The 24,830-nt window shown below is 67.2% G+C and carries 17 protein-coding genes; 7 read left to right on the forward strand and 10 right to left on the reverse strand.

The window, feature by feature from the left end; translation table 11 throughout:
• Positions 1 to 9 precede the first annotated feature (9 nt).
• From recC to recD, 3 genes are read left to right on the forward strand one after another with little or no spacing between them, the layout of a single operon-like run.
• A complete protein-coding gene (gene recC, locus A5779_RS24670; protein ID WP_064886357.1) occupies positions 10 to 3,195 on the forward strand; it encodes an exodeoxyribonuclease V subunit gamma in 3,186 nt (1,061 codons plus the stop codon).
• Positions 3,192 to 6,446, forward strand: coding sequence for an exodeoxyribonuclease V subunit beta (gene recB / locus A5779_RS24675; RefSeq protein ID WP_064886358.1), 3,255 nt, complete (start codon positions 3,192 to 3,194; stop codon positions 6,444 to 6,446). Before recC ends, recB begins: the two co-directional genes overlap by 4 nt.
• The gene (recD, locus tag A5779_RS24680; protein ID WP_064886359.1) at positions 6,446 to 8,107 is read left to right on the forward strand and encodes an exodeoxyribonuclease V subunit alpha; all 1,662 of its coding nucleotides are present in this window, start codon (positions 6,446 to 6,448) and stop codon (positions 8,105 to 8,107) included. The genes recB and recD overlap by 1 nt, the downstream gene beginning before the upstream one ends.
• Before the next feature lie 306 nt (positions 8,108 to 8,413).
• Here the strand turns inward: recD and A5779_RS24685 are convergent, their stop codons facing one another.
• A complete protein-coding gene (locus A5779_RS24685; protein ID WP_131811686.1) occupies positions 8,414 to 8,833 on the reverse strand; it encodes a hypothetical protein in 420 nt (139 codons plus the stop codon).
• 73 nt (positions 8,834 to 8,906) lie between these two features.
• Positions 8,907 to 10,691 (reverse strand): alpha/beta hydrolase family protein, encoded by a 1,785-nt coding sequence (locus A5779_RS24690; protein WP_131811687.1) that lies wholly within the window; start codon positions 10,689 to 10,691, stop codon positions 8,907 to 8,909.
• Positions 10,692 to 10,822: 131 nt separating this feature from the next.
• On the opposite strand from A5779_RS24690, the gene A5779_RS24695 reads away from it, so the two are divergent.
• Complete coding sequence (locus A5779_RS24695; protein ID WP_064886361.1) at positions 10,823 to 11,479, forward strand: TetR/AcrR family transcriptional regulator; 657 nt, start codon at positions 10,823 to 10,825, stop codon at positions 11,477 to 11,479.
• A gap of 3 nt (positions 11,480 to 11,482) precedes the next feature.
• Here the strand turns inward: A5779_RS24695 and A5779_RS24700 are convergent, their stop codons facing one another.
• The 4 genes from A5779_RS24700 to A5779_RS24715 form a co-directional block, all read right to left on the reverse strand.
• Positions 11,483 to 12,847, reverse strand: a complete 1,365-nt coding sequence (locus A5779_RS24700; protein ID WP_064886362.1) for a 9-bladed beta-propeller domain-containing protein — start codon at positions 12,845 to 12,847, stop codon at positions 11,483 to 11,485.
• Between the two features lie 2 nt (positions 12,848 to 12,849).
• Positions 12,850 to 13,344 (reverse strand): hypothetical protein, encoded by a 495-nt coding sequence (locus tag A5779_RS24705; RefSeq protein ID WP_082941834.1) that lies wholly within the window; start codon positions 13,342 to 13,344, stop codon positions 12,850 to 12,852.
• Between the two features lie 45 nt (positions 13,345 to 13,389).
• Positions 13,390 to 14,646 (reverse strand): L,D-transpeptidase, encoded by a 1,257-nt coding sequence (locus tag A5779_RS24710; protein ID WP_064886363.1) that lies wholly within the window; start codon positions 14,644 to 14,646, stop codon positions 13,390 to 13,392.
• Between the two features lie 139 nt (positions 14,647 to 14,785).
• A complete protein-coding gene (locus A5779_RS24715) occupies positions 14,786 to 15,319 on the reverse strand; it encodes an LOG family protein (protein WP_064886364.1) in 534 nt (177 codons plus the stop codon).
• An 82-nt stretch (positions 15,320 to 15,401) separates the two neighbouring features.
• Here A5779_RS24715 and A5779_RS24720 point away from each other — a divergent pair, with 82 nt between their 5' ends.
• Together A5779_RS24720 and A5779_RS24725 are read left to right on the forward strand one after the other, a co-directional pair.
• Entirely contained in the window at positions 15,402 to 17,024 is a 1,623-nt protein-coding gene (locus A5779_RS24720) for a peptide chain release factor 3 (RefSeq protein WP_064886365.1), read from the forward strand.
• A 3-nt stretch (positions 17,025 to 17,027) separates the two neighbouring features.
• Positions 17,028 to 17,396, forward strand: a complete 369-nt coding sequence (locus tag A5779_RS24725; RefSeq protein WP_064886366.1) for a hypothetical protein — start codon at positions 17,028 to 17,030, stop codon at positions 17,394 to 17,396.
• 16 nt (positions 17,397 to 17,412) lie between these two features.
• On the opposite strand, the gene cax is transcribed toward A5779_RS24725, so the two are convergent.
• From cax to A5779_RS24745, 4 genes are all read right to left on the reverse strand, one after another.
• A complete protein-coding gene (gene cax / locus A5779_RS24730; RefSeq protein WP_082941840.1) occupies positions 17,413 to 18,489 on the reverse strand; it encodes a calcium/proton exchanger in 1,077 nt (358 codons plus the stop codon).
• A gap of 188 nt (positions 18,490 to 18,677) precedes the next feature.
• Complete coding sequence (locus A5779_RS24735) at positions 18,678 to 20,996, reverse strand: esterase-like activity of phytase family protein (protein ID WP_064886368.1); 2,319 nt, start codon at positions 20,994 to 20,996, stop codon at positions 18,678 to 18,680.
• Between the two features lie 96 nt (positions 20,997 to 21,092).
• Positions 21,093 to 21,500: a hypothetical protein gene (locus tag A5779_RS24740; protein WP_064886369.1), complete on the reverse strand. Its 408-nt coding sequence runs from the start codon at positions 21,498 to 21,500 to the stop codon at positions 21,093 to 21,095.
• A gap of 139 nt (positions 21,501 to 21,639) precedes the next feature.
• On the reverse strand, positions 21,640 to 22,599 hold the full coding sequence (locus A5779_RS24745) for a mechanosensitive ion channel family protein (protein WP_064886370.1): 960 nt from the start codon (positions 22,597 to 22,599) through the stop codon (positions 21,640 to 21,642).
• Positions 22,600 to 22,820: 221 nt separating this feature from the next.
• On the opposite strand from A5779_RS24745, the gene A5779_RS24750 reads away from it, so the two are divergent.
• The gene (locus tag A5779_RS24750) at positions 22,821 to 24,812 is read left to right on the forward strand and encodes an OPT family oligopeptide transporter (protein ID WP_064886403.1); all 1,992 of its coding nucleotides are present in this window, start codon (positions 22,821 to 22,823) and stop codon (positions 24,810 to 24,812) included.
• Positions 24,813 to 24,830 lie beyond the last annotated feature (18 nt).

Genomic DNA, 24,830 nt, shown 5'->3' on the forward strand with positions numbered 1-24,830 from the left:
TGTCTCTCGATGGGACTGCACCTGCACCGGGCCGAGCGCACCGATCTGCTCGCCGACGGGCTGGCAGATCTGCTGTCGCACCCCCCCACTGACCCGTTCGCCCAGGAGCTGGTGCTGGTCCCGGCGAAGGGCGTGGAGCGCTGGCTGAGTCAGCGGCTGTCGAACCGGCTGGGGATCTGCGCGGCGGTCGAGTTCCGCAACCCGCGTTCGCTGATCGCCGAGCTGACGGGAACGGCCGAGGACGATCCGTGGTCGGCCGACGCGATGGCCTGGCCGCTGCTGGCGGTCATCGACGACAATCTGGATCAGCCGTGGTGTGAGCCGGTGGCCACGCACCTCGGTCACTTCGAGACCGGCGACGAGTACGAGCTGCGTCAGGGCCGACGCTATGCGGTGGCCCGACGGTTGGCCGGGCTGTTCGCCTCGTATGCGCGGCAACGTCCGCAACTGCTGGTCGATTGGGCGGAATTGCCCGACGACCTGTCCTGGCAGGCCCCGCTGTGGCAGGCGCTCACCGAGCGCATCGATGCCGATCCTCCACACATCCGGCACGCGGAAACCCTTGCCCGGCTCACCGATTCGCCCAGTGACCTACCGGAGCGGCTTTCCCTGTTCGGGCACACCCGGTTGCCGGTCACCGAGATCGAGTTGCTCACCGCGCTGGCCACCCATCACGATCTGCACCTGTGGCTGCCGCATCCCAGCGACGACCTCTGGCAGTCGCTGACCGCGCACACGGGCCCGCTCCCCCGCCGCGAGGACACCAGCCACCGCGATGTGGGCCACCCGCTGCTCGCCACCCTCGGCCGCGATCTGCGGGAACTGCAGCGTGGGCTGCCGATCCCGGACACCGACGAATATCTCAGGGGCACAGGGTATCCCGATACCGTGCTGGGCTGGCTGCAGTCCGACATCGCGGCCAACGCGGTCCGGCCGGCGGGGCGGTTACCGCGACGGGACGACCGCTCGATTCAGGTGCACAGCTGTCACGGCCCGGCCCGGCAGATCGAGGTGCTGCGCGAGGTGCTGCTGGGCCTGCTCGCCGACGACCCGACGCTGGAGCCCCGCGACATCCTGGTGATGTGCCCGGATATCGAGACCTATGCACCGTTGATCACGGCCGGGTTCGGGCTGGGTGATGTGGTGCGCGGCGCGCATCCGGCACACAAGCTGCGGGTGCGGTTGGCCGATCGCGCTCTGGTGCAGACGAATCCGCTGCTGTCGGTGGCGGCCTCCGTGCTGACCCTGGCCGGTGGGCGGGCCACCGCGAGCGAGGTGCTGAACCTGGCCGAGTCACCGCCGGTGCGCGCCCGGTTCGGATTCACCGACGACGATCTGGAGGCCATCACCGCCTGGGTCCGTGAGGCCAACATCCGGTGGGGTTTCGATCAGGAGCACCGCAGCCCCTACGGCGTCGAGTTCCTCCACAACACCTGGCGTTTCGGGATCGACCGGGTGCTGGCCGGGGTGGCGATGTCCGACGATTCGCGCGCCTGGCTGGGCACCACGCTGCCGCTCGACGACGTCAGCAGCAATCGGGTCGAGCTGGCGGGCCGGTTCGCCGACTTCGTGGAAAAGCTCAGCCACACCGTCTGTCAGCTCAGCGGGGTCCGCCCCCTCGACGAGTGGTTGTCGGCGCTGGGAACCGGGATCGAGGAGCTGGCGTACTCCGACGAGGAGTGGCCCGCGGCCCAGGTGCAGCGTGAGTTCGCCGAGATCGGCGAGGCCGCCGGTGCGGGCGAGACACCGATGCGGCTCAGTGATGTTCGTGCGCTGCTGGATCGCCATCTGGCCGGGCGGCCGACGCGGGCCAACTTCCGCACCGGCACCCTGACCGTGTGCACCATGGTGCCGATGCGCTCGGTGCCACACCGCGTGGTGTGCCTGGTCGGATTGGACGACGGGGTGTTTCCACGCCTGGGTGCGGTCGACGGGGACGACGTGCTGGCCCGCGATCCGCGCACGGGTGAGCGCGACATCCGCTCGGAGGACCGCCAGCTACTGCTCGACGCGATCGGGGCGGCCACGCAGACGCTCGTGGTCACCTATACCGGCGCCAACGAATACTCCGGCCAGGCCCGCCCGCCCGCGGTGCCGCTGGCCGAACTTCTCGACACGCTCAAGGTCACCGCCGAGGAGCCGGTGAGCGTCAAAACCACACACCCGTTGCAGCCCTTCGATATTCGCAACGTCACCCCCGGGGCGTTGCTTCCCGACGGACCGTTCACGTTCGATCCCACCGCACTCACCGCCGCGCAGGCCAGCGCGGGGCAGCGAGCCGACCGGCCGGCGTTCTTCGCCCACCAACTGCCCCCGCGGCCCACCGAGGATGTCGCGCTGGAAGATCTCGTCACGTTCTTCAAGGATCCGGTGAAGGGCTTCTTCCGGGCCCTGGAGTACACCCTGCCCTGGGATGTGGACGGGGTGTCGGATGTGATGCCGGTGGACATCGACGCGCTGGAGGAATGGACCGTCGGCGATCGCATGCTCGGCGACATCATGGGTGGCATGACCCCGGCCGATGCCCAGCAGGCCGAGTGGCGGCGCGGCACCCTGCCGCCCGGTCAGCTGGGCTGGCGCCGCGCGATCGCACTGCGGGATCGGTGTGCTCTGCTGGCCACCGATGCCCTGCGGTACCGCGACGCCGACCCGCAGGCCTATGACGTCGACATCGACCTGGGCACCGGGCGCCGGATCACCGGTACGGTCTCGCCGGTGTTCGGCGAGAGGCTGGTATCGGTGACGTACTCCAAGCTCGACGGCAAGCATCTGCTGCAGTCCTGGATTCCGTTGCTGGCGTTGGCCGCCGGGCACCCCGACCGGGACTGGTCGGCCGTATGCATCGGGCGGCCGCGGCGCGGCGACACCCCGCGCATCGAAGGGTTGGGCCGTCCGGACAATCCGGTCGAGCTGCTGGCCGATCTGGTCGCCATCTATGACGCGGGCCGCCGGGAGCCCTTACCCCTGCCCATCAAGACCTCCTATGCGTGGGCGGCCGCACGCCACGCCGGGGACGACCCGGAGCGTGAAGCCGGGTTCCGCTGGCGCAGCGGCAAATTCCCCGGTGAGGACGAGGCACCCGCTCATGTGCGCGCCTGGGGCCGGAGTGCGCCGTTGAGCCGCCTGGTGGGGCTGGGCGAGTACTCCGAGCGGTTGTGGCTGCCGCTCCTGCAGGCCGAGAGGTCCACCCAGTGAACGTCTTCGACCTGCTCGGCCCGCTGCCGCAGACCAACAGCACCACGGTGCTGGAGGCCAGTGCGGGAACCGGAAAGACCTTCGCGCTGGCCGGGCTGGTGACCCGCCTGGTGGCCGAGGGTGCGGCCACGCTGGATCAGATGCTGCTCATCACCTTCGGCCGGGCGGCCAGTCAGGAGTTGCGGGAGCGGGTGCGGGCCCAGATCGTCGGCGCCCTGGCAGCGTTGGAGGACCCGTCACGCGCCGACAACGATCTGCTGCAGTATCTGGTCGCCGAGGACCAACAGGCCCGCGGGCAGCGGCTGCGCGACGCGCTGGCCGGTTTCGATGCCGCCACCATCGCGACCACGCACCAGTTCTGCCAGATCGTCCTGAAATCCCTCGGTGTGGCCGGGGACAGCGATTCGGGCGTGACCCTGGTCGAGAGTCTTGACGAGCTGGTGTGCGAGATCACCGACGATCTGTATCTCGCCCACTTCGGCGCTCAGCGGGATACCCCGGAACTCGGGTATGCCGAGGCGTTGCGGCTGGCCCGGGTGGTGGTGGCCAATCCGGCGACCGAACTGCGTCCGCTGGATCCCGAACCGGAGTCCCCGGCGGGCATTCGGGTGGCGTTCGCGCGGGCGGTGCTGGCGGAGTTGGAGATTCGTAAGCGCCGGCGCGGCGTGCTGGGTTACGACGATCTGCTGACCCGGTTGGCCGGGGCGCTGACCGCGGAGAACTCGGCAGCCAGGGTGCGGATGGCCCAGCGCTGGCCGATCGTGATGGTCGACGAGTTCCAGGACACCGACCCGGTGCAGTGGCAGGTGATCGAGCGGGCGTTCTCCGGGCGGTCCACCCTGATCCTGATCGGTGACCCCAAGCAGGCGATCTACGCGTTCCGCGGCGGCGACATCGACACCTACCTGCGGGCCGCGGCGACTGCGGGCGACAAGCAGACGCTGGGTACCAACTGGCGCAGCGACAGCGTGCTGGTCGACCGGCTGCAGGCAGTGCTGCGCGGTGCCGAGCTCGGTGGACCGGACATCGTGGTGCATGACGTACAGGCACACCATCAGGGGCACCGGCTGGCCGGGGCGCCGTACAACGATCCGTTCCGGCTTCGGGTGGTGACGCGGAACCGTACGGGTACCAAGGTGATTCCGATCGCCGATCTGCGCCGCCACATCGGTAGGGATCTGGCCGCCGACATCGGCACGCTGCTGAACAGCGATGCCACCTTCTGCGACAGACCGCTGCAGGCGGGTGACATCGCGGTGATCGTCGAGACCCACAAGGACGCCCGCGCCTGCCACACCGCGCTGCTCGACGCCGGTATCCCCGCGGTCTACACCGGCGATTCAGACGTGTTCAACTCCGAGGCAGCCGAGGACTGGCTGTATCTGCTGGAGGCATTCGATCAGCCGCACCGACCCGGGCTGGTGCGGGCCGCGGCCGCCACGATGTTCTTCGGGGAGACCGCGGAAACCCTTGCCGCGGGCGGTGATGCGTTGACCGACCGGGTCGCCGACACGCTGCGCACCTGGGCCGGCCATGCCCGCGAGCGGGGCGTCGCGGCGATCTTCGAGGCCGCGCAGCTGGCGGGCATGGGCAGGCGGGTGCTGTCCTGGCAGGGCGGGGAACGGCTGATGACCGACCTGGCCCACATGACCCAGTTGCTCGGCGACACCGCCCACCGCGAGGGCTTCGGGCTGGCCGCGCTGCGGGACTGGCTGCGGACCCAACGCAGCGAGGGCGGCGGCGCCTCCGAGCGCAACCGCCGCCTGGACAGTGACGCGGCCGCGGTGCAGATCATGACGGTGTGGGTGAGCAAGGGGCTGCAGTTCCCGATCGTGTACCTGCCGTTCGCATTCAATCGGTATGTGCCGGAACCGGATCTGATCCTGTTCCATGACGAGGGGGTGCGTTGTCTGCAGATCGGCGGTCCCGACCCGGCGGTGACCCGCGCGGGCCGGGCCGAGGCCGCTGCTGACGACAGCCGGCTGACCTATGTGGCGATGACGCGGGCCCAGTCGCAGGTGGTGGCCTGGTGGGCACCGTCGAATGACGAGCCGAACGGTGGCCTCTCGCGGCTGCTGCGCGGGCGCGCCCCCGGACAGGCTGCGGTGCCCGACCGGTGCGCACCGGCCAGGGTCTCCGATGACGATGCACTGGCCCGGCTGCGGGCCTGGGAGGCCGCGGGTGGTCCGGTGTTGGAGGAGTCGGTGATCGGCGCGATCATGCCGGTACCGGTCCATGCGATACCAGATGATCTGGCGGCGCGGCATTTTCACCGCTCCATCGACACGGCGTGGCGGCGGACGTCGTATTCGGGGTTGCTGCGGGCGGCCGAGGACGGCGAACACTCCGGGGTGTCCAGTGAGCCCGAGGTTGTCGAGCTCGACGACGAGTCGACCGATATCACCGTCGTGGCCCCCGCCCAGGGTGCCGACGTGCCCTCCCCCATGGCCGAACTGCCGACGGGAGCCGCGTTCGGCTCGCTCGTGCACGCGGTGTTGGAGACCGCCGACCCGCTGGCGGCGGATCTGACGGCCGAGCTGCACACCGAGGTGCGACGGCACGCGGCCCGCTGGCCGGTCGAGGTGGAGGCCGACGAGCTGGCCGCCGCCCTGCTGCCGATGCACGACACCCCGCTGGGACCGTTGGCGCCGGGGATGACGCTGCGCCAGATCGGGTTGGCGGACCGGTTGTGCGAGTTGGACTTCGAGTTCCCGATGGCCGGTGGCGATCTGCGCGGCGGCGAGTACGCGCGGTTGGCCGAAATCGGGGCCCTGCTCGACGCGCATCTGCCTGCAGACGATCCCCTGGCCGTCTATGCCGAGCGGTTGTCGACCGGGCTGCTGGGCCGTCAGCCGTTGCGCGGCTACCTGTCCGGTTCGGTGGATGTGGTGCTGCGGATCGGTCAGCGCTTCGTGATCGTCGACTACAAGACCAACTGGCTGGGCACCGGTGACGCGCCACTCACTGCCGCCGATTACGGGCGGGACCGGATGGTCGAGGCCATGCTGCACTCGGACTATCCGTTGCAGGCGTTGCTGTACAGCGTTGTGCTGCACCGGTTCCTGAGATGGCGACTGCCCGGCTACGACCCGGCCACACATCTGGGTGGGGTGCTGTATCTGTTCGTGCGCGGGATGTGCGGGGCGCAGACGCCCGTGGTCGACGGGCACCCGGCCGGGGTGTTCAGCTGGGAACCGCCCGCCAAGTTGGTCATCGCGATGTCGGAGCTACTGGACGAGGGAGCCCGGTGATGTTGGACGCGTTCGCCGAGATCCTGGAACCCGCCGACGTGCAGGTGGCCCGACGGTTGAGCACGCTGGCGGAGGAAACCGATCCGCGGGTCGAACTCGCTCTGGCCCTGGCGGTCCGGGCGCTGCGCGGCGGCTCGGTGTGCGTGGACCTGCGGTCCGTGGCCGAGCAGACCCAGCTGCCCGATCTGCCGTGGCCACCGGTTGACGAGTGGCTTGCGGCCGTGGCGGACAGCCCGCTGCTGGGTACTCCCCCGGTGCTGCGATTGTTCGGGGATCTGCTGTATCTCGACCGGTACTGGTTGGAGGAGCAGCAGGTGTGCGACGACGTGCTGGGCCTGGTCGCCACCAAGCCGGGTGGCCTGGCGCCCGACGTGGCGCGGTTGTTCCCACCGGGTTTCGAGGAGCAGCGGGCCGCGGCGAAAGTGGCGTTGTCGCAGGGACTGACGGTGCTCACCGGCGGGCCGGGTACCGGCAAGACGACCACGGTGGCGCGGTTGTTGGCGCTTTTGGCCGAACAGGCCGCGCTGGCCGGCCGGCCGTCGCTGCGGATCGCGCTGGCCGCGCCCACCGGTAAGGCCGCGGCCCGGTTGCAGGAGGCGGTCCAGCTCGAGGTGAACCGGCTCGATGCAGTGGACCGCGAGCGGATTTCGGGCCTGCAGGCCACCACGCTGCACCGGCTGTTGGGGTCACGCCCGGACACGTCGTCACGGTTCCGCCATCACCGGGCAAATCGGTTGCCGCACGACGTGATCGTCGTCGACGAGACGTCGATGGTGTCGCTGACCATGATGGCCCGGTTGTTGGAGGCGGTCCGGCCGCAAACCCGGCTGCTGCTGGTCGGTGACCCCGATCAGCTCGCCTCGGTGGAAGCCGGGGCGGTGTTGGCCGATCTGGTCGACGGGCTGGGATCGCGTGGGGTCGCGGCGCTGCAAACCTCGCACCGGTTCGGTGAGTCGATCGGTGCGCTGGCCACAGCAATCCGGGCCGGTGACGCCTCCGGCGCCGTCGAGGTGCTGGCGGCCGGCGGCGAGCACGTCGAGTGGGTGTCCGCGGACACGAGTGAACGGCTGCGGGAAGTGCTTGTGCCACATGCACTTGCCCTGCGCCAGGCGGCGATTCTCGGGGACGACGGTGCGGCACTGGAGATTCTCGACGAGCATCGGCTGTTGTGCGCGCACCGGCACGGCCCGTTCGGTGTCACGCAGTGGAACCGCCAGGTGCAGCGGTGGCTCGCCGAGGCGACGGGAGAACCCACCTGGGCGTCGTGGTACGTGGGGCGCCCAATCCTGTTGACGGCCAATGATTATGGGCTCAAGCTCTACAACGGCGACACCGGTGTCACCGTGGCAACCCCGGACGGGCTGCGCGCCGTGGTCGGTGGGACCGTCGGCGGGTCAGCCTCATTCGCCACCGGCCGGCTCACCGAGGTGGAGACCATGCACGCCATGACGATCCACAAGTCCCAGGGCAGCCAGGCCGACGAGGTGACCGTGCTGCTACCGCCTGAGGATTCCCGGCTGTTGACCAGGGAGTTGTTCTATACCGCCGTAACCCGGGCCAAGACGCGAGTGCGCGTGGTGGGTTCCGAAGCGGAGATCCGCGCGGCTATCGCCCGGCAGGCAGTCCGTGCGACCGGCCTGCGAAAGCGGCTGAAGCTCTAAACGGCACGCCCGGCGAAAAATGCGCCGGAAATGAGACCGATCACGAGTGCCAGGGTGGGAAGACCCATGGCCACTGCCACTACGACGCCGGCGACGCAACCGATGCCGAGCACCAGCAGAAGTACACCAACAAATGCTCCAAACATGGAACGCCCTTTCCTATGACAGCGATCACAATGTACATCGCCCGTGGGCTGAATCACATACAGATGACGCACCAATTTGGTTAACGATTTCGCGGCAAAATGTATAGCTGAGCTTGGTATATGCCTTGTTCAGCGCACCTCAGCGAATTCGGCGGCGACGCTACCCCGCACCCGACACGCTCAGCGCCCAGAACGCCAGCAGGTTGAGGGCCACCAGGCTCAGCAACGAGATTGCGAACGCGCGTCCCCACCAGCGTCTGGGTGCCGCGAACGGCAAAACCAGTGCCCAGAAGAGGCTCACGGGCACCGCAAGCAGAACGCCGAAAACGATGCCGTAGCCGTGCGGATCAGTGGCCGGGTTCGTGTCGAAGGCCGAACTCAGCACTCCGTAGACGACCAACGCCCAGAACGCGACGGCGCAACCGCCGATGACCGCTGCGAAGCACCGGACGGTCAGCACGACTTGGGATTGCTGACCCCCGGGCGGGGGCGGGGGAAGATAGGCCTGGGGCGCGTACATCTGGGGTCCGTACCGGTCGACCCACTCGTGCGGGTATTCCTCTGGCGGTGTCTCCTCCACAGCACCCCCTGGCCTCGGCGTCCTCACCAGGATAAAGGCGCAACAGTGGCGCTGCAGGCACCGATTTCTGCCGTCAGACCGACACCGTCACCGACTGTCCGGCCAACGGTTCGTAGACCGCGAATGGGAACAGCGCATTCAGGATCGCCCCGGCCACCCCGTCCCACGGCGTCGCCTGCACCGGTTCGGTCGAGGTGAAGGGCAGCACCACCGCGGTGGCGGGGCCCGACGGGGTGGGGATCTCGATGCTCTCCTGCGGCGCACCGTGCACGCCGTCGTCGGTGCCGTGGTACATGTCGTTGATCCAGCCGGCCGAAATCACCTTGACCGCATCGACATTCTGCGGCTGCGAGAATCCGGCGATCAGGTACTCGGCGAATTGCAGGATCGGGTTGGCGCCCTGCAGTCCGTCGATGTGGCGCCCGCCCACCAGCATCACGCCGTTGAACTGTCCGGGCCGGGCGGTCTGCAGTTCGTCCCCCACGGTGCCGTCGAGATTCCACACATAGCGTTCGGATGAAATGAGCAGCACCGGACGGTAATTGGCGCCGCTCAGCTGGTCCAGCGCCTCGGGCATGTCGCCGTGGGTGTCCACCGCGTCGAGCAGAACCACCCCGGCCAGATCGTCGACGGCGCCGTTGTCGACCATGCGTCCAGCGGCACCAGTGACCAGCATTCCGCCCAGGGAATGGCCGACCAGGACGAACTCGGACGGCAGCGTGACGGGGTGGCCTGCCGCCGCGCTGGCGCTCGCGGTCAGCTCGGGCCGGTCATCGGCGAACAGGTCGGCCACGGACTGCTGCATCGGTTCGCCGCCGATCCATTCTCCGTTCGGGTCGAACAGGTTTGACGAGAGCGTGGGCACGACGACGATGCTGTTGGTTTCCTCCGCCAGGTAGGCCGCGGTGTAGCTGTACATCGGGCCGGTGGCCATGAATCCGTGCTGTAGGTAGATGACGCCGGTGGCGGAGTCCGGGTCTTCGGGGAAGTACCAGTCGGCGCGGACGGTCTGGTTGGTGCCCGGCATGTCCAACGTCGAGGAACGGACGGTGACATTGCTGCCCGGCGGCAGCACCGGCGGCCCCGAGAACACCTGCAGCGCAGCGCCGACCACGTTGAACACCAGTGAACCGACGATGTTGACCAGCGGCGGCGCCGGCCGCGACGCGGCGACCGGGGTGGCCATGGCGGCGATGGGCTTGACGATCTGGCGGTCTTGGGCCGCAGCCGGGTTCGTGAACCGGTCGGCGATATCCGCGAGCAGGGCACGGCTCTGGGACGTGACGCGGTCGATGACCGTGCCGACGTCATCGACCTGCGGCGCCTTCGTATCGGCCGGGCGGCTGATGGCTTCGACCGCGTCGGCGATGTCGGGCGCCTTGTCCGCCATGGCGGCGGCGACCGCAACGGCCTCGGGGCGCTTCGCCACTTCACGCTTCGCCGCTTCACGCTTCGCCGCTTCACGCTGCGCCGCTTCACGCTGCGCCGTCGCTTTGGGGCGCGGAAGTGATTGTGTAGAACGCAGTTTCGGCTTTCGGTCGGCAAGATCGGTCAGCGCGGTGCGCGCGCGATCAGTGAGATCGTCGACTAGGCCACGCACCTCGGAACGTGTCGTCGCAGCCTTCGGCACGGAGAGCTTCGGGCGCTTCTCCGTACGCGGACCGAGCCGGGATTCCGAGCCGCGCTGCTTCTTCGCCGAACCAGAGTCATTGGTGGACTGCGTGGTTGACTTCTCGCGGCCGGGATCGGCATGGGCCGTCGCGGTCGTTCCCGCGATCAGCCCTATCCAGAGGGCGACCAGCAGCACACCCCATCCGATCGCCGCGACTGTATGAATTGCCCGCCCCCGTGTGGTCACGCAGGCACGCTAACCGCCACCATCGACCGTCCGCAGGAAAATGAACAAATAAATATCATTGTTCCTTTACGGGGCGCTGTTGGGCCGTCCGGCATACTGAAACCCCAAACGCCGCCGACCAGGACAGTCGATTGTCAGCACCAGAACGCCGCCCCCGGGGCCGACCTGTAGGTGGCGGCAATACCGCCGAGCAGGCGCGCGAGGTGTTGATGGACGCCGCCGAACACCTTTTCGTCACCCGCGGATACCGGGCATCGACGATGGAGGTCATCGCCCACGAGGCCGGATATTCACGCACGGCGATCTACCGCCAGTTCACCAACCGCGACGAACTGATCGCCGCCATGGTGCAGCGCACCACCCAGCGGCACATGGCGTCGATCATTCCCCGGATACCCGAGGGTGCCGGGCCCATCTATCTGTTGGTCGAGAGTCTGGTGATCGTTGCGACCGAGTTGGTGTCGGACCCCCTGCTCAACACAATCGCCGACCAGACCCCCGAGGGCACGATCGCCTCGTTGATCGCCACCGATTCCGAACTGACCGATCTGGTGACGACCACCATCAAGGCCATGATCGCCGAGGACGCCGATCAGTTCCGCGCCGGTCTGGACCCACACGACCTGGCACAGTTCATCATCGCGACCGCACTCGGCTTCCTGGTGAAGACCGTCCCCGACATCACCGATCCCGACACGGCGCGGCGCTACATCGAGACCTTCGTCCTGCCGGCCATCGTGAAGAAACCACCGCCGCCACAGCAGGTGTTCCCCGCCGGATCGGGATAACCGTCACTTCGCCCGCAGTTCGATAAGTTCGGCCGGGGTTCTTGCGATGAGCGCGGTCCCGACCTGTTCCACGACGCCACGCCCGCCGGGTACCGGCATCCGCCACATATGTTGGCAGGTGGACAAATCGGTGGCGACAATGTCATCGCCCGACCCGAAATAGAGCGTACTGAGGACGATCCGGCCATCGGACCCGACAAAGTGGGTGAAGTCGACCTGGCAGCGGCTGCCGGGTCTACCGGAATCCAAACTCCACTGCTGCCAGGTCTCGTCCTCCCCGCCTTCCTCGCCCTGCCGCACATACAGGTCGCCGCCGATCACCCGGAACCTGGCATTGCGGTAATCGACTGCGGCGCCGGGAAACTCGATGTCCTGTCGGCCGTCACGGGAGTACACCCGGACCACCGACCGGTCGAGCACGATCGGGACGGTGGTGGCGTCCAACAGGTTGTATCCCGTGAGTTCCTGCTGTGCCAGCAGATCGCCGGACGCGTTGTAGAACAGCACCCCGGCTACCTTCTGCGCTTCGTACTGATAGGCGAATCCGCCGGGGTAGACGGCCGCCCGTCGCAGCGTCGTGCCCGGCGGCGGTGTCGGGGTTCGCTCGGTGCCGTCGATCACCGAGAACACCCGGTAGGTCGGATCTTCCGGCGTCGGGATCTGCGTCGCGAGGGTCAGCGGCGCGTCGTCGGCCGCGGAGAGCTCCGGTACGGCGAGCTGTCCGCTGCCCGGGACGAACCACGTGCGCTCACCCGTGGCACCGATTCCGTAGACACCCGTGCCCGACACGGTGGCCACCAACCGGGTCTGCCCCAGCGGGTTTCCGATCGCTTCGGCGACCGGTTCGGTGCCGTAACCCTGGATGTGCAGGTCGGTTTCGCCGGTGTGGGTGACCTGTCCCCGCGCCAGGTCGAGTACCCATACCCGGCGCGGTTGGCCGTGGGTGGTGTCCGCGTCGGTCAGGCACACCGCGGTGTGCTCGCCGTTCAGATGACAGTTTCCGTCGAACCGTACGTGCAGGCCCTCCAACAGGATGGGGTCGAACAGCCTTGTGCCGGTGCGCAGATCGATGCCGTAGACCCAGCCGCGGTGCCCGTCCCCGCAGGACAGATCGCAGTCGGCAAGGAAGTAGGCCCGATCGCCGGCGCTGCCGAACGGCTTGCCGACCGGAATCTCGTCGGGCAGCCCGATGTCGGCCGCACTCACCCGCCAGCCCTTCGCCGGCTGGTTCTGCAGCGAGAAACCGATCAGCTGCGGCGTGGGCGCGGGTTCCTCAGGTCCTGCCCGTCGCACCCACCACACCGCCGCGGTCACCGCCACCACGACCACGACGGCGGCAGCCAGCGCAACAACCCAGCCCCGGCGCATCGCTAGAACACCCAACTGCCCGACGGCTGCACGACGAAGCCGTGGTTGACGATCGGGTCGATGCAGGCGACCCCGTCATCGGTCACCGCGCAGGAGGTGTTGACGGCGGTGAGCTTGTGGCCGGGGGCCAGCCTCGGATATCCGGACGGCGGCGGACAGGCCCCCCGGCCGCGGCCGAAGGACGAACCGATCCCGTCGCACGACCCTTCCATCTCGCTCTGCGGCGCCTCGGCGGGCAGGCCGACGATGGTGCCGCTGCACCCCGGGACGACGTGGTCGTTGTGGTCTGGGCGGTAGTCCCACGTGCACGTCAGGGTCGGCGTGGTGAAACCGATCCTGGAGGCCTTGAGTCCGTGCTGGACATAGGGCGCCGGATCGACCGCGGTGAACGCGTCGAGATCAGGGAAACCGGGCGGTAGGGCGGCGGCGGTCGGTGCCGTCGCACCCGCCAGGACGATGGCTGCCCAGAAGGCCGGCACCACGAATGCACGACGCACGGTCCAATGCTAAGGGCCGTCCGCGGGCCTGTTTCGCGGCAAATGTCAGTGCAGCGCGCTGCCCTTGACCCACTCGGCCCACGGCACCGTCCAGTCGCCGTTGTTAGTCGCCTTGAGCGGGTCGCCTCCGGTGTTGCGGATCTCGACGATGTCGCCGGGCACCGAGAAGTTGTAGAACCACTCGGCGTTCTCGCCGTTGAGGTTGAGGCAGCCGTGGCTGGTGTTTTCTTTCCCCTGCGCCCATACCGTCGCGTTGAGCTGGTGCAGATAGATGCCGTCGATGCTGATGCGGGTGGCCCACGGGATCGTCGTCTTGTAGCCGAGCCGCGAATTGACGGGCAGGCCGTAGGTCGAGGAGTCCATGATCACCGGGTTGGCCTTGTCCATGACGGTGTAGATGCCACGCGGGGTCCAGAAGCTCATCGTCGTGCCACCGATGGTCTCGGTGCCGCCCATGCCCATCGAGGTCGGCATGGTGCGCACCAGCTTGCCGTTGTCATAGACGCGGACCTGCTTGTCGGTGTCGTCGGCGACGGTGACGTGCGAGGCGCCGATGGTGAAGGAGACCTTCTCGTCCTGCGCGCCGTAGAGGTCGTCGCCGAGCTTGGCGCCGTAGATGCCGGCGTCGACGGTGACCTTGGTGCCCGGGGCGTAGTACTTCTCCGGACGCCAGTGTGCGGTTTGGTCGTCGATCCAGTTCCACGAGCCGACGGCCTTGGGCTCGGTGATGACCTTCATCCGGTTCTCGGCGGTGGCCTTGTCGGTGACCGGTTCGTCGAAGCGCGCGACGATCACCATGCCGACGCCGTAGGTGGCACCGTCTTGCAAGGGGGCGTAGTTGGTGCCGTTGAGGTAGACGCGGGCCTGGTAGCCGGGGGTCACGGTGGAGAACGTGGTGGTTTTGCGGGTCGGCATGCCGCCGGGGCCGCGCGCGTCGACCTTGAGGGTGTAGGTGCGGCCGTAGCCGAGCGTGGTGGTGGGCTTCCACGTCCTGGCGTCGGGGGTGAGGACGCCGGGGATCTCCTTGCCGGCGTCGTTGAGCATCGTCACGCGCGCCACGGTGCCGGTGTCGGCGGTGACCATGACCCTGGCCAGCGGGTCGACCTCGGCGTCGGGCTTGGGGACGATGGTCAACCGGGCCGGCTCGGTGGGTGAGGGCTGCGGCGCGCCTTGGGGTGCGGCCGCCAACGTCTGGCAGTGCTCGGCGCAGTCCGGCAGGGCCGAAACAACGACACCACCCGACACGGCCAACACAGCAAGTGCGACCGCCAGGTAGGCACGACGAACAGACGTCAACTTCACTCCAATGTGGTTCGGCGAGGGCCTGATTGATCAGGGCGTGATCAGTGTCTCAATGGTAGCCGGGTCCGCTTCAGCGCGAGCACAAGGCCCAGGGGATGTGGGCGAGTCGTGACAGTGTCGTGGCGTCAGCGTCGTTGCGTCAGCCGACGCCACGCTCGAGGTACTCCATCGCCGCGGCGGGTTCCTCGGCGACGAACACCAGCTCGTCCAGCGGCACGGGCAGGAACCCGTCCTGCTCCATCCGGCGCAACTGGATCATCAGGCCGTCGTAGAAGCCGGCGGTGTTCAGCAACACGACGGGCTTGTCGTGGCGCCGGTGCTTGCGCAGTTCCAGGATCTCGGTGGCCTCGTCGAGGGTGCCGAGCCCACCGGCCATCACCACCAGCGCGTCGGAGCGCTCCAGCAGCAGTGCCTTGCGTTCGGACAGATCTGCGGTGATCACCATCTCGTCGGCGCCCGGCCTGGCCTGCTGTCGCAGGAACTCGACCGAGATCCCGACCAACCTGCCGCCACCGGCCTGCACTCCGTCGGCCACGACCTTCATCAAGCCCTTGTCGGACCCGCCCCACACGAGCGTGTGGCCGCCCTTGCCCAGCAGTTCGGCGAAGGTGCGCGCCGGTTCGGTGTAGCGCTCATCGAGGTCGGCGGCGGACAGGAAGACGCAGATGTTCATCACGGACGATCATGCCTGCTCCGGGAAACGACCCGCTCGATTACGGGTTTGTCCCCAAACCGCCATACCATCGCTAGTCGAGATGACCGAAAACGCCCTCGACGCCCCCGCCGCCAAAACCGCCCAAGCTGCCAAGATCGCGGCCGAGGCGGCCCGTCGCCGAACCTTCGCGGTCATCAGCCACCCCGACGCCGGTAAGTCCACGCTCACCGAGGCGCTGGCGCTGCACGCCCGGGTGATCACCGAGGCCGGCGCGATCCACGGCAAGGCGGGCCGGCGCTCCACGGTGTCGGACTGGATGGACATGGAGAAGGCCCGCGGCATCTCGATCACCTCGACGGCGCTGCAGTTCCCCTACCGCGACTGCGTCATCAACCTGCTCGACACCCCCGGGCACGCCGACTTCTCCGAGGACACCTACCGGGTGCTGACGGCCGTGGACTGTGCGGTCATGCTCATCGATGCCGCGAAGGGCCTCGAGCCGCAGACGCTGAAGCTGTTCCAGGTGTGTAAGCACCGGGGCATCCCGATCATCACGGTGATCAACAAGTGGGACCGCCCGGGCCGTCACGCGCTGGAGTTGATGGACGAGATCCACGAGCGGATCGGGCTGCGCACCACTCCCCTGACCTGGCCGGTGGGCATCGCCGGTGATTTCAAGGGTGTGATGGACCGTCGGGCCGAGAAGTTCATCCGGTTCACCCGCACCGCGGGTGGCGCCACGGCCGCCCCCGAGGAGCACATCGCCGCCGCCGATGCCCACGCCGCCGCCGGCGATGACTGGGACACCGCGGTCGAGGAGTCCGAACTGTTGTCGATGGACGGCTCCGACTACGACCGGGAGACGTTCCTGTCCGGCGAGTCCTCGCCGGTGCTGTTCACCTCGGCCGCGTTGAACTTCGGCGTGAACCAGTTGCTCGACGTGCTGGTCGAGTTGGCCCCGGCGCCCAGTGGGTCGGTCGATGTCGACGGTGTGCGGCGGGCGGTCGATTCGCCGTTCAGCGCGTTCGTGTTCAAGGTGCAGGCCGGTATGGACAGCTCGCACCGCGACCGCATCGCGTATGCGCGGGTGGTCTCGGGGACGTTCGAGCGCGGCGACGTGCTCACCCACGCCGCCACCGGCAAGCCGTTCGTCACCAAGTACGCGCAGTCGGTGTTCGGTCAGCAGCGCTCGACGCTCGACGACGCCTGGCCCGGCGATGTGATCGGGTTGGCCAACGCCGCCGCGCTGCGCCCCGGCGACACCCTCTACCGCGACGTCCCGGTGGTGTACCCGCCGATCCCCAGCTTCTCCCCGGAGCATTTCGCAGTCGCCCGCGGTACCGACCCGAGCAAGCACAAGCAGTTCCGCAAGGGCATCGAGCAGCTGGAGCAGGAAGGCGTCGTGCAGATCCTGCGCTCGGACAAGCGCGGCGACCAGGCGCCGGTGTTCGCCGCGGTCGGTCCGATGCAGTTCGAGGTGGCCGCGCACCGGATGGCCACCGAGCTCAGCGCGCCGATCGCACTGGAGAACCTGCCCTATCAGGTCGCGCGGGTTGTCTCCCCGGAGGACGCCGACTTCGTGAACCGTCAGGTGTCAGCCGAGGTGTTGACCCGCAGCGACGGGGTCATGCTCGTGCTGTTCTCGACGCCGTGGCGGCTGGAGGGTTTCCAGCGCGACAACCCCGACATCAAGCTGGGGTCGTTGGTGGCGGCGGAAGGCTGATCGATGACCACCCCGGACCTGCCTGCCGCTGAACGCAATCAGGGCAAGCACTGGGTGTGGTTCGTCGTATTGCTCGGCGTCATGGGTGTTTTCGGCTTCGTCGTGGCGTCCGTGATGATGTTGCCGCTGGCCATGGCGACCGACCCCTGTCATGAAGGCGTCACTGACAAGGTGTGCCAACTGTCCGCGAAAGGCCAGAACGTCCTGGTGTGGATTCCGTGGATGTGTCTGGTGACCGGCACGGTCCTGGCCGTCGCGGGTGCCGCGGTGGCCGCATGGCGCAAGTGGACGCCCCTGATCGGCATCCCGGTCGGGATCTTCGGGTATGTCGGGATGATCGCGATCGGCTACTGGTTGGCGTTCGCCGTCTAGGGCTCCGTCGAGCCCGTCAGCCCCACCAGAACGACGCGGCGATGATGCAGTACAACGCGATCAGTGCCGCGCCTTCCAGCCAGGTGGACTCCCCGTCGAAGGCGATGATCGCCGCCAGCACGACGGCCACCAACAGCGCGACGATCAGCATCGGCCCGAACACCAGGGTCAGTGAGGCGAGCCCGAAGATCTGACTGACCAATACGAGCACCGGCGCCAGCACGAGCGCGATCTGGATCGGGCTGTTGAGGATGATCGAGAAGGCGTACTCCGATTGGTTTTTGGCGGCCAGTTGTACACCGACGACGTTCTCCACCGCGTTGCCCGCGATGGCCACGATCACCAGACCGGCGAATGCCTGCGAGATGTGCAGCGAGTCCATCGCCGGTTCCAGCGCGGCGACGAACCAATCGGAGACGAATGCCGCCAATCCGCCCGCGATGGCGAGCATGCCGATCGCCAAACCGACCGGCCAGCGTGGCTGTTCTTTGTGCGGCTGGGGCACCGGCTCGCTGGTCTTGTTCTTGTCACGGCTCAGCGAATACGGCAACGACAGTCCGAACAGCACCAGCAGGACGACCGACACGATCATCGAGAAGGACACTTCGTGCTCGGACGCCGGCGCGTGCACCTCGTGGGCGATCGACGGAATCGCCATGGCCGTCACCGACAACACCATCAGCACGAGGATGGTCCTGACCTGGGCGGAGCCGAGCTTCTGCGGGCCGTGTTTCAAGCCGCCGACCAGGAACGCCAGGCCCAACACCAGCAGCAGGTTGGCCAGGATGGAACCGACGAGCGCGGCGCGCACCACGTCCACCAGTCCGGCCTTGAGCGCGAAGATGCAGATGAACAACTCCGGCAGATTGCCGAGCGCGGATTGCAGGACGCCGGTGGCTCCGGGTCCGAACCGGTCACCGAGTTGCTCGACGGCCAGCCCGACCAACGAGGCCAACACTGTGACGGCCAGGGCACTGACGACGAAGCCGACCAGGTGCGGCCAGCCGCCGTAATGGGACAGCCCGGCCACCACACAGACGGCCAGGCCACCGAAGATCAACAGCCTGTCGGACCGGATGAACACCCCCGTCATGCGGGTCATCATGACATGTCATCAGCTACCCGTTGACGGTAAAACCACGATCGAGGCCGGATTTGTCCGGCGAGGATGTCGCACTCCAGCCGCTGTGGCGAATGTGCAGCTTTTCCACAAATTTTCGACGTTTCCCCACCAAAAGCTGCACACTCGACACAGTGCCCCGAAAGGGCTACACCCCCGCTCTAACCCCTGAGGGCTTCGGCAGCCGGGCCGAGATCGAGGAACACCGTCTCACCGTTCGCGTCGTCGAGCCCGTCGTTGTCGGTGACGACGTACAGGTTCTGGTTTCCGGCGATCGCGAAGCCTTCGGCCTTCTCCTGCACATAGCCCTTGGTGGCCTGCAAGTCCGGTACCAGATTGCGGGCCAACGTCTTCGGAAGCACCGTTGGCTTGCCGGCGGCCGACGTCACGCCAGGAACGTCGGGAATCGTCACGCGGTACAGCGCTTTGAGCCGTGCGTCGGGACCGTTGAGTTTGTCGCGCTCAAGGATCAGCAATTCACCGTTGTGGACGGCGATTTCGGAAACGCCGATCCAGTCGTCCTTGGTGTGGGTGGGCTCCAACTGGTAGCCGAACCATTCCCACTTGTCCCCGGCCGGCGTGTAGCGCCCGATGCGGACCACACCCTTCGGGTCGGACTTGAGCTCCCGTTGCAGCACCACCCAGACGGCGTCGCCGTCGACAGCGACGCCCTCGAAGCCCTGGCTACCCAGCTGGGCCGCAATGTCGTTGGGCAGCGGCACCCGCTTCTCGATCCGGCCGTCGGCGGCGACGTAGACCACTTGGTTGCCGGGACCGTCTTCGCCTTCGACCGCCAGCACGAAACCGCCGTCGGGGCGGGCAGATACACCCTCGGTGTCTAGCGTGACCGGGGTGCCGTTTTCGGTGATCGGCAGTTCGGTGTCGATCAGTGCGGGCTGCTGTGCCACGTCGATGCCGAGGATGCGGGCCGGGCCATAGGCGCTGTCGGTGGCGGTGTAGAGCCGGTTGCCGTCGTGCGGGTCGGCCGACAGTGCGCCGAGGGCGCCCCAGCCGATCGGCTTGCCGTCGATGTCGCCAGAGACGATGGACGGAAAGTTCGGTTTCCCTTCGGCTTTGAATGCGTCGCCGTAGCCGTAGAGGTTGACCGACGCTCGCACGTGGGCCTCGGCGTCGTCGGCTTCCGAGGAGATGGCCAGGAGGTTGCGCGACGGGATCGGCAGGACGCCTTCGGGGCCGGGCGTGGTCGGCAGGATCTGCCGGAACCTCGGAGCGGCCGGTTCACTCACGTCGTACACGGCGACGAAGTTGCTGCGCTCCGATGCGATCAGCGCGGTGGGGCGGCCACCGATCGTGGTGATGGCTAGGCCTTCCGGTTCAGGGCCTTTGGCTTCGGCGCGGCCTTCGATGTGCAGGCCGGTACGCACCGCGAGTTGTTCGAACGAGTTGCCGGCGTCCCACACCACCTTGCCGGTGCTCGCGTCGAAGATCGTCCAGCCGCGGGTGCCGCCCTTCCAGTCGCCTTCGTTGGCGGTGGCGAAGTAGTCGTCACCGATCCAGCCGATGGCGTCCGGTTCGCGCGGGGTGTCCTTGATCGAGCCGGTTTGGTCGATCGTGTCGTCTTCTTTGGTGTCGATGCCGTCGATGGATTGGCGTCCGGCGCTGAAGATCTTGGTGACCGTGCCGGTGTGTCCGTCGATGACGGCGATGCCGTTGTTTTCCTGCAGGGTCACCGCGACCTGGCCGCGGGAGTTGATGCTGACGTATTCGGGTTCGAGGTCTTCGGGGGTGTCCAGGCCGGCTTTCCGCGCCGCGTCGACATCGAAATCCACCTTGCGGGGTGTCCAGCTGTTCGGCGCACCCTGCAGGTCGATGAGTTGCACGAACCCGGTCGGCGGCTGGGGCACGTCGCCTTCCTCCTTGCCCGGCGGGGTGAACTCCTCGTTGCGTTGGTTCTCCATGGCGATCGCGGCGAACGTGCCGTCGGGGCTGATGGCGATCGAGTCGGGCTGACCGCCCAGGTCGATGCTGTGCACGCGGGTGCGGTCGGCGGTCCGCACGATGTCGACGCGTCCGGACGGGTGCGCGAAGTCGCCGCAGGTGGTGTCGACGACGACGAGGACGTGGTCTTTCACGGCCGCCACCGACGTCGGCTGGTCGTCCTTGTGGCCCAACTCCGCGAGGGAGAGCGTGCCTTTACCGGCAGGTTTGGCGGGATCTGTGATGTCGACGAAGCCGATGCGCTTGGCGGCGGCGTCGGTGTAGATGAGCGTGTTGCCGTCCGGGGTGACGGTGGAGATCTCGGCGACGGTTTCCTTGTCGACCGGATCCGCAGTTGGCTTGTTGAGATACACCGGATAGGTGGCCGTGCGGTGGTAGCGGTCCGCGTCGGGCAGGTTCCAGTCGATCGGCGACGTCGCCTTCGGGGTGCTCGATTCTGGCTTGCGGTCCTGCGTGGTGCAGCCCGCCAGGATCAGCGTTGCCGCCGTGGTCACCGCTGCGGCCCGTCTCGCCGTTGTCATTCGCCACCCTCTTCAGTTGTGCCGGTGCGTCGCACGAGCCTGCCTCCCACAGGTGACTGACAGGGATTGCACAGATGAACGGTGGGCGACGCGTGATTACAGCGGCGCCGAGATCGGGCCGAGCACCTGGCACTGTGGAGCGATCTCCGCGATGCCCATCCAACCGCCGCATGCCCGACCGGTGGACACGTAGGTCGCTCCAGGTCGGTAGGGCGTCAGCACCTGCGCCGGTTGGGCTCCCCTGCCCTGGTTGCATTGGATGGGCGAAGCGTTGTCCTGACGCTGCACGCACGCCACGCTGAAGCGGGGATCTGCCGGCGCTCCGCACGCGTCCGGCGATACGGTCACGCTCACCATGTCAGCTCCATCGACATGAACGACGGCGGGCGGGGACAACGTGAAGGCACATGGCGGCGCAGGTTCGGCGTACGCGACCGGCGCGGTGACGCCCGTGAACCCCGCGATCACGACCCCTGACAACAGCACCAAACTGGCCCGAGCCATTTTTTGATCGTAGCCCCGCTGTCGGGTTGATCAGTTGGGTTTGATCCGGCCGAGTCGAATTCCACGCTCTGCGACGAATGTGCAGTTTGTTTGCCATTTTTCGCTCTTGCGACGAACGACTGCACATTCAAACACAGTCCTACTCGGGCTCGCGACCACCTACGACGGCGTGTATGCGTCCCTGCGGATAGGGAAGGTCGATGTCGTTCTCGTCGTAGGCCCGCAGGATCTCTCGGCGTAGCCGGCGCTGCACCGACCATTGCGCGTTCGGCCGGGTCTTCACGGTCATCCGCAATGTGACCTGGTCAGCCGAGAACTCTTGTACGCCCAGCATTTCCGGCTCTCCCATCACTTTTCGCGCGATGAGAGGATCGGAGACGGCCTGCTTGGCGGCGTCGAGCGCCACCTGCTCGGCCTGGTCGACGTCCGCGGTCAGGGCAACAGGTACCTCGACGCGGGCCACGGCATAGTCCTGGCTCATGTTGCCGACGCGGGCGATCTCCCCGTTGCGGACGTACCAGAGGGTGCCGTCGATGTCGCGAATGGTGGTGATGCGCAGCCCGACGCTTTGCACTTCTCCGACGACGTCGCCGACGTCGACGGTGTCACCGACCCCGTATTGATCCTCCAGCAGCATGAACACGCCGCTGACAAAATCGCGGACGAGGTTTTGCGCGCCAAACCCGATGGCCAGCCCGACCACACCGGCCGAGGCGATAAAGGGCGCAATGTTCACTCCGAGCACGCTCAGAATGGCCAGCACCACCCAGACCAGCAGCACGATCGACACCGTTGACTTCAGCACGGACCCGATGGTCTGCGCGCGCTGTTGACGACGTGCCGCCAGTCGCGCACTGCTCTCTGTTGCAGACCCTCGGTCCCGCAAGTAGCGGAGCAGCGGTGGCTTTCTCGCTTGCCCCTCCACCTCTCCGCTATTGGCTTTGACGGCCCGCCCAGTGGTAGCCCGATCGATCATTCGATGCAGCAAAAAACGCATGATTAACGCAAGGGCGACGTATGCCACGATCCGAATCGGTACTTCGATAAACCAATGTCGATTAGTGTCTGTCCATTCAAATGCCAAGTTGTAGACAGTCATGACTCTGACCGTACGACAGAACTTTCACGCGCGTCGAATACAGTTGAGTAGGCCGGACTCAGGTACCCAGGATTCATTTTTCGAAAAGTCTTCTCGAACACACCCGGGTATTGGCAGATCCTGAGGTCGCTATTGCCAGCTCGTGTCTGTGAGCCGATCACCCAGCGTTGCCGCCACCCAGTGCCTACCGTGTACTCACCAGCAAACGAGAGGATGCCGAGTTGGCCACGGAAAGCCCAGTCACTCCCGCCACCCCGACGCTGCGCGAGCTCACCGTCCGCGGCATCCTGCTGGGCGGCGCGATCACGCTGGTGTTCACCGCCGCCAACGTCTACCTCGGCCTCAAGGTCGGCCTGACGTTCGCCACCGCCATCCCGGCCGCGGTGATCTCGATGGCCATCCTGCGAAACTTCGCCAACCACTCCATCGTCGAGAACAACATCGTGCAGACCGTCGCTTCGGCAGCCGGCACGCTGTCGGCGATCATCTTCGTGCTGCCCGGGCTGATCATGATCGGCTGGTGGACCGGGTTCCCGTACTGGATGACAGTGGCGGTGTGTGCGGTCGGCGGCATCCTCGGCGTCATGTACTCGATTCCGCTGCGCCGCGCCCTGGTGACCGGCTCCGATCTGCCCTATCCGGAAGGGGTGGCCGCCGCCGAGGTCCTCAAGGTCGGCGACAGCACGCGGGGCCACGAGGAGAACCGTGTCGGTATCCGGGTGATCGCGTTCGGCGCGCTGGTCTCGGCGGGATTTGGACTGCTGGCCAATCTGAAGGTGCTGGCCAACTATGTCGCGGCGTTCTTCCGCATCGGGGCAGGCGGTTCGATGTTCGGCGCCAGCCTGTCGCTGGCACTGATCGGGGTGGGGCATCTGATCGGGATGACCGTCGGCATCGCGATGCTGGTCGGGTTGATCATCTCCTTCGGGGTGCTGCTGCCGATCCGCACCATCGGCACGTTCGGCACCGGCGAGCCGGTCGCCGACGTGATCGACGGCGTGTTCGTGCACGAGGTGCGGTTCATCGGCGCCGGCGCCATCGCGGTGGCCGCGGTGTGGACGCTGCTGAAGATCCTGCGCCCCATCGTCAAAGGCATCACCGAGGCGATGGCCTCGGCGCGGGAGCGACGGGATGGCCAGCTGGTCGACATCACCCAACGCGACATCCCGTTCCCCCTCGTCGTGGGGGTTATCGTGGCGATGCTGATCCCGATCGCGGCGCTGCTGTGGGACTTTTCGCGCGGCACCGCACTGCAGGGCAGTTCGGTCGGGATCATCGTGGCGAGCCTGGTGTTCATCTTCGTCATCGGCCTGATCATCGCCGCGGTGTGCGGCTACATGGCCGGCCTGATCGGCTCCTCGAACAGCCCAATCTCCGGGGTCGGCATCCTGACCGTGCTGATCGCCGCGCTGGTGATCAAGGTGGCCTTCGGTCGCGCCGACAGCGACCAGTCCACCGCGCTGGTGGCGTTCACGCTGTTCGTCGCGGCCGTTACCTTCGGCGTCGCCACCATCTCCAACGACAACCTGCAAGACCTCAAGACTGGCCAACTCGTCGGCGCTACACCGTGGAAACAGCAAGTGGCCTTGGTGATTGGGGTTTTGTTCGGCTCGGCGATCATCCCGCCGGTGCTCGACCTGATGCAGCAGGCCTTCGGCTTTCTCGGTGCGCCCGGGGCCACCGACCACGCCCTGGCCGCCCCGCAGGCCGCGCTGATCTCCTCGCTCGCCAAGGGCGTGTTCGGTGGGTCGCTGGACTGGTCGCTGATCGGACTGGGTGCGGCGATCGGGGTGGTGATCGTGATCGTCGACGAAATCCTCACCCGCACATCACGGTTCAGCCTGCCGCCGCTGGCCGTCGGGATGGGCATGTACCTACCGATGAGCCTGACGCTGATCATCCCGCTCGGCTCACTGCTGGGCTGGTTCTACAACAAGTGGGCGGACCGGACCGGTGGCGATGTCGACCGCAAGAAGCGCCTCGGCGTGCTGCTGGCCACCGGCATGATCGTCGGCGAGAGCCTCTATGGCGTCGTGTTCGCCGGTTTCGTCGCCGGCACCGGGAGCGACGACCCCTTCGCGATCTTCCCCGGCAATGACGGGACGTTCGCTGAGGTCGTCGGGATCGCGGGATTCGCGGCGGTGCTGCTGTGGCTCTACATGCGAACGCGAAAGGTCTCTGCGCGCGAGCCAGCCCCGGTCCAGTCGACATAGGCCATCTGACAACCCGTC

Source organism: Mycolicibacterium peregrinum (assembly GCF_001665625.1).
GTDB lineage: Bacteria > Actinomycetota > Actinomycetes > Mycobacteriales > Mycobacteriaceae > Mycobacterium > Mycobacterium peregrinum_B.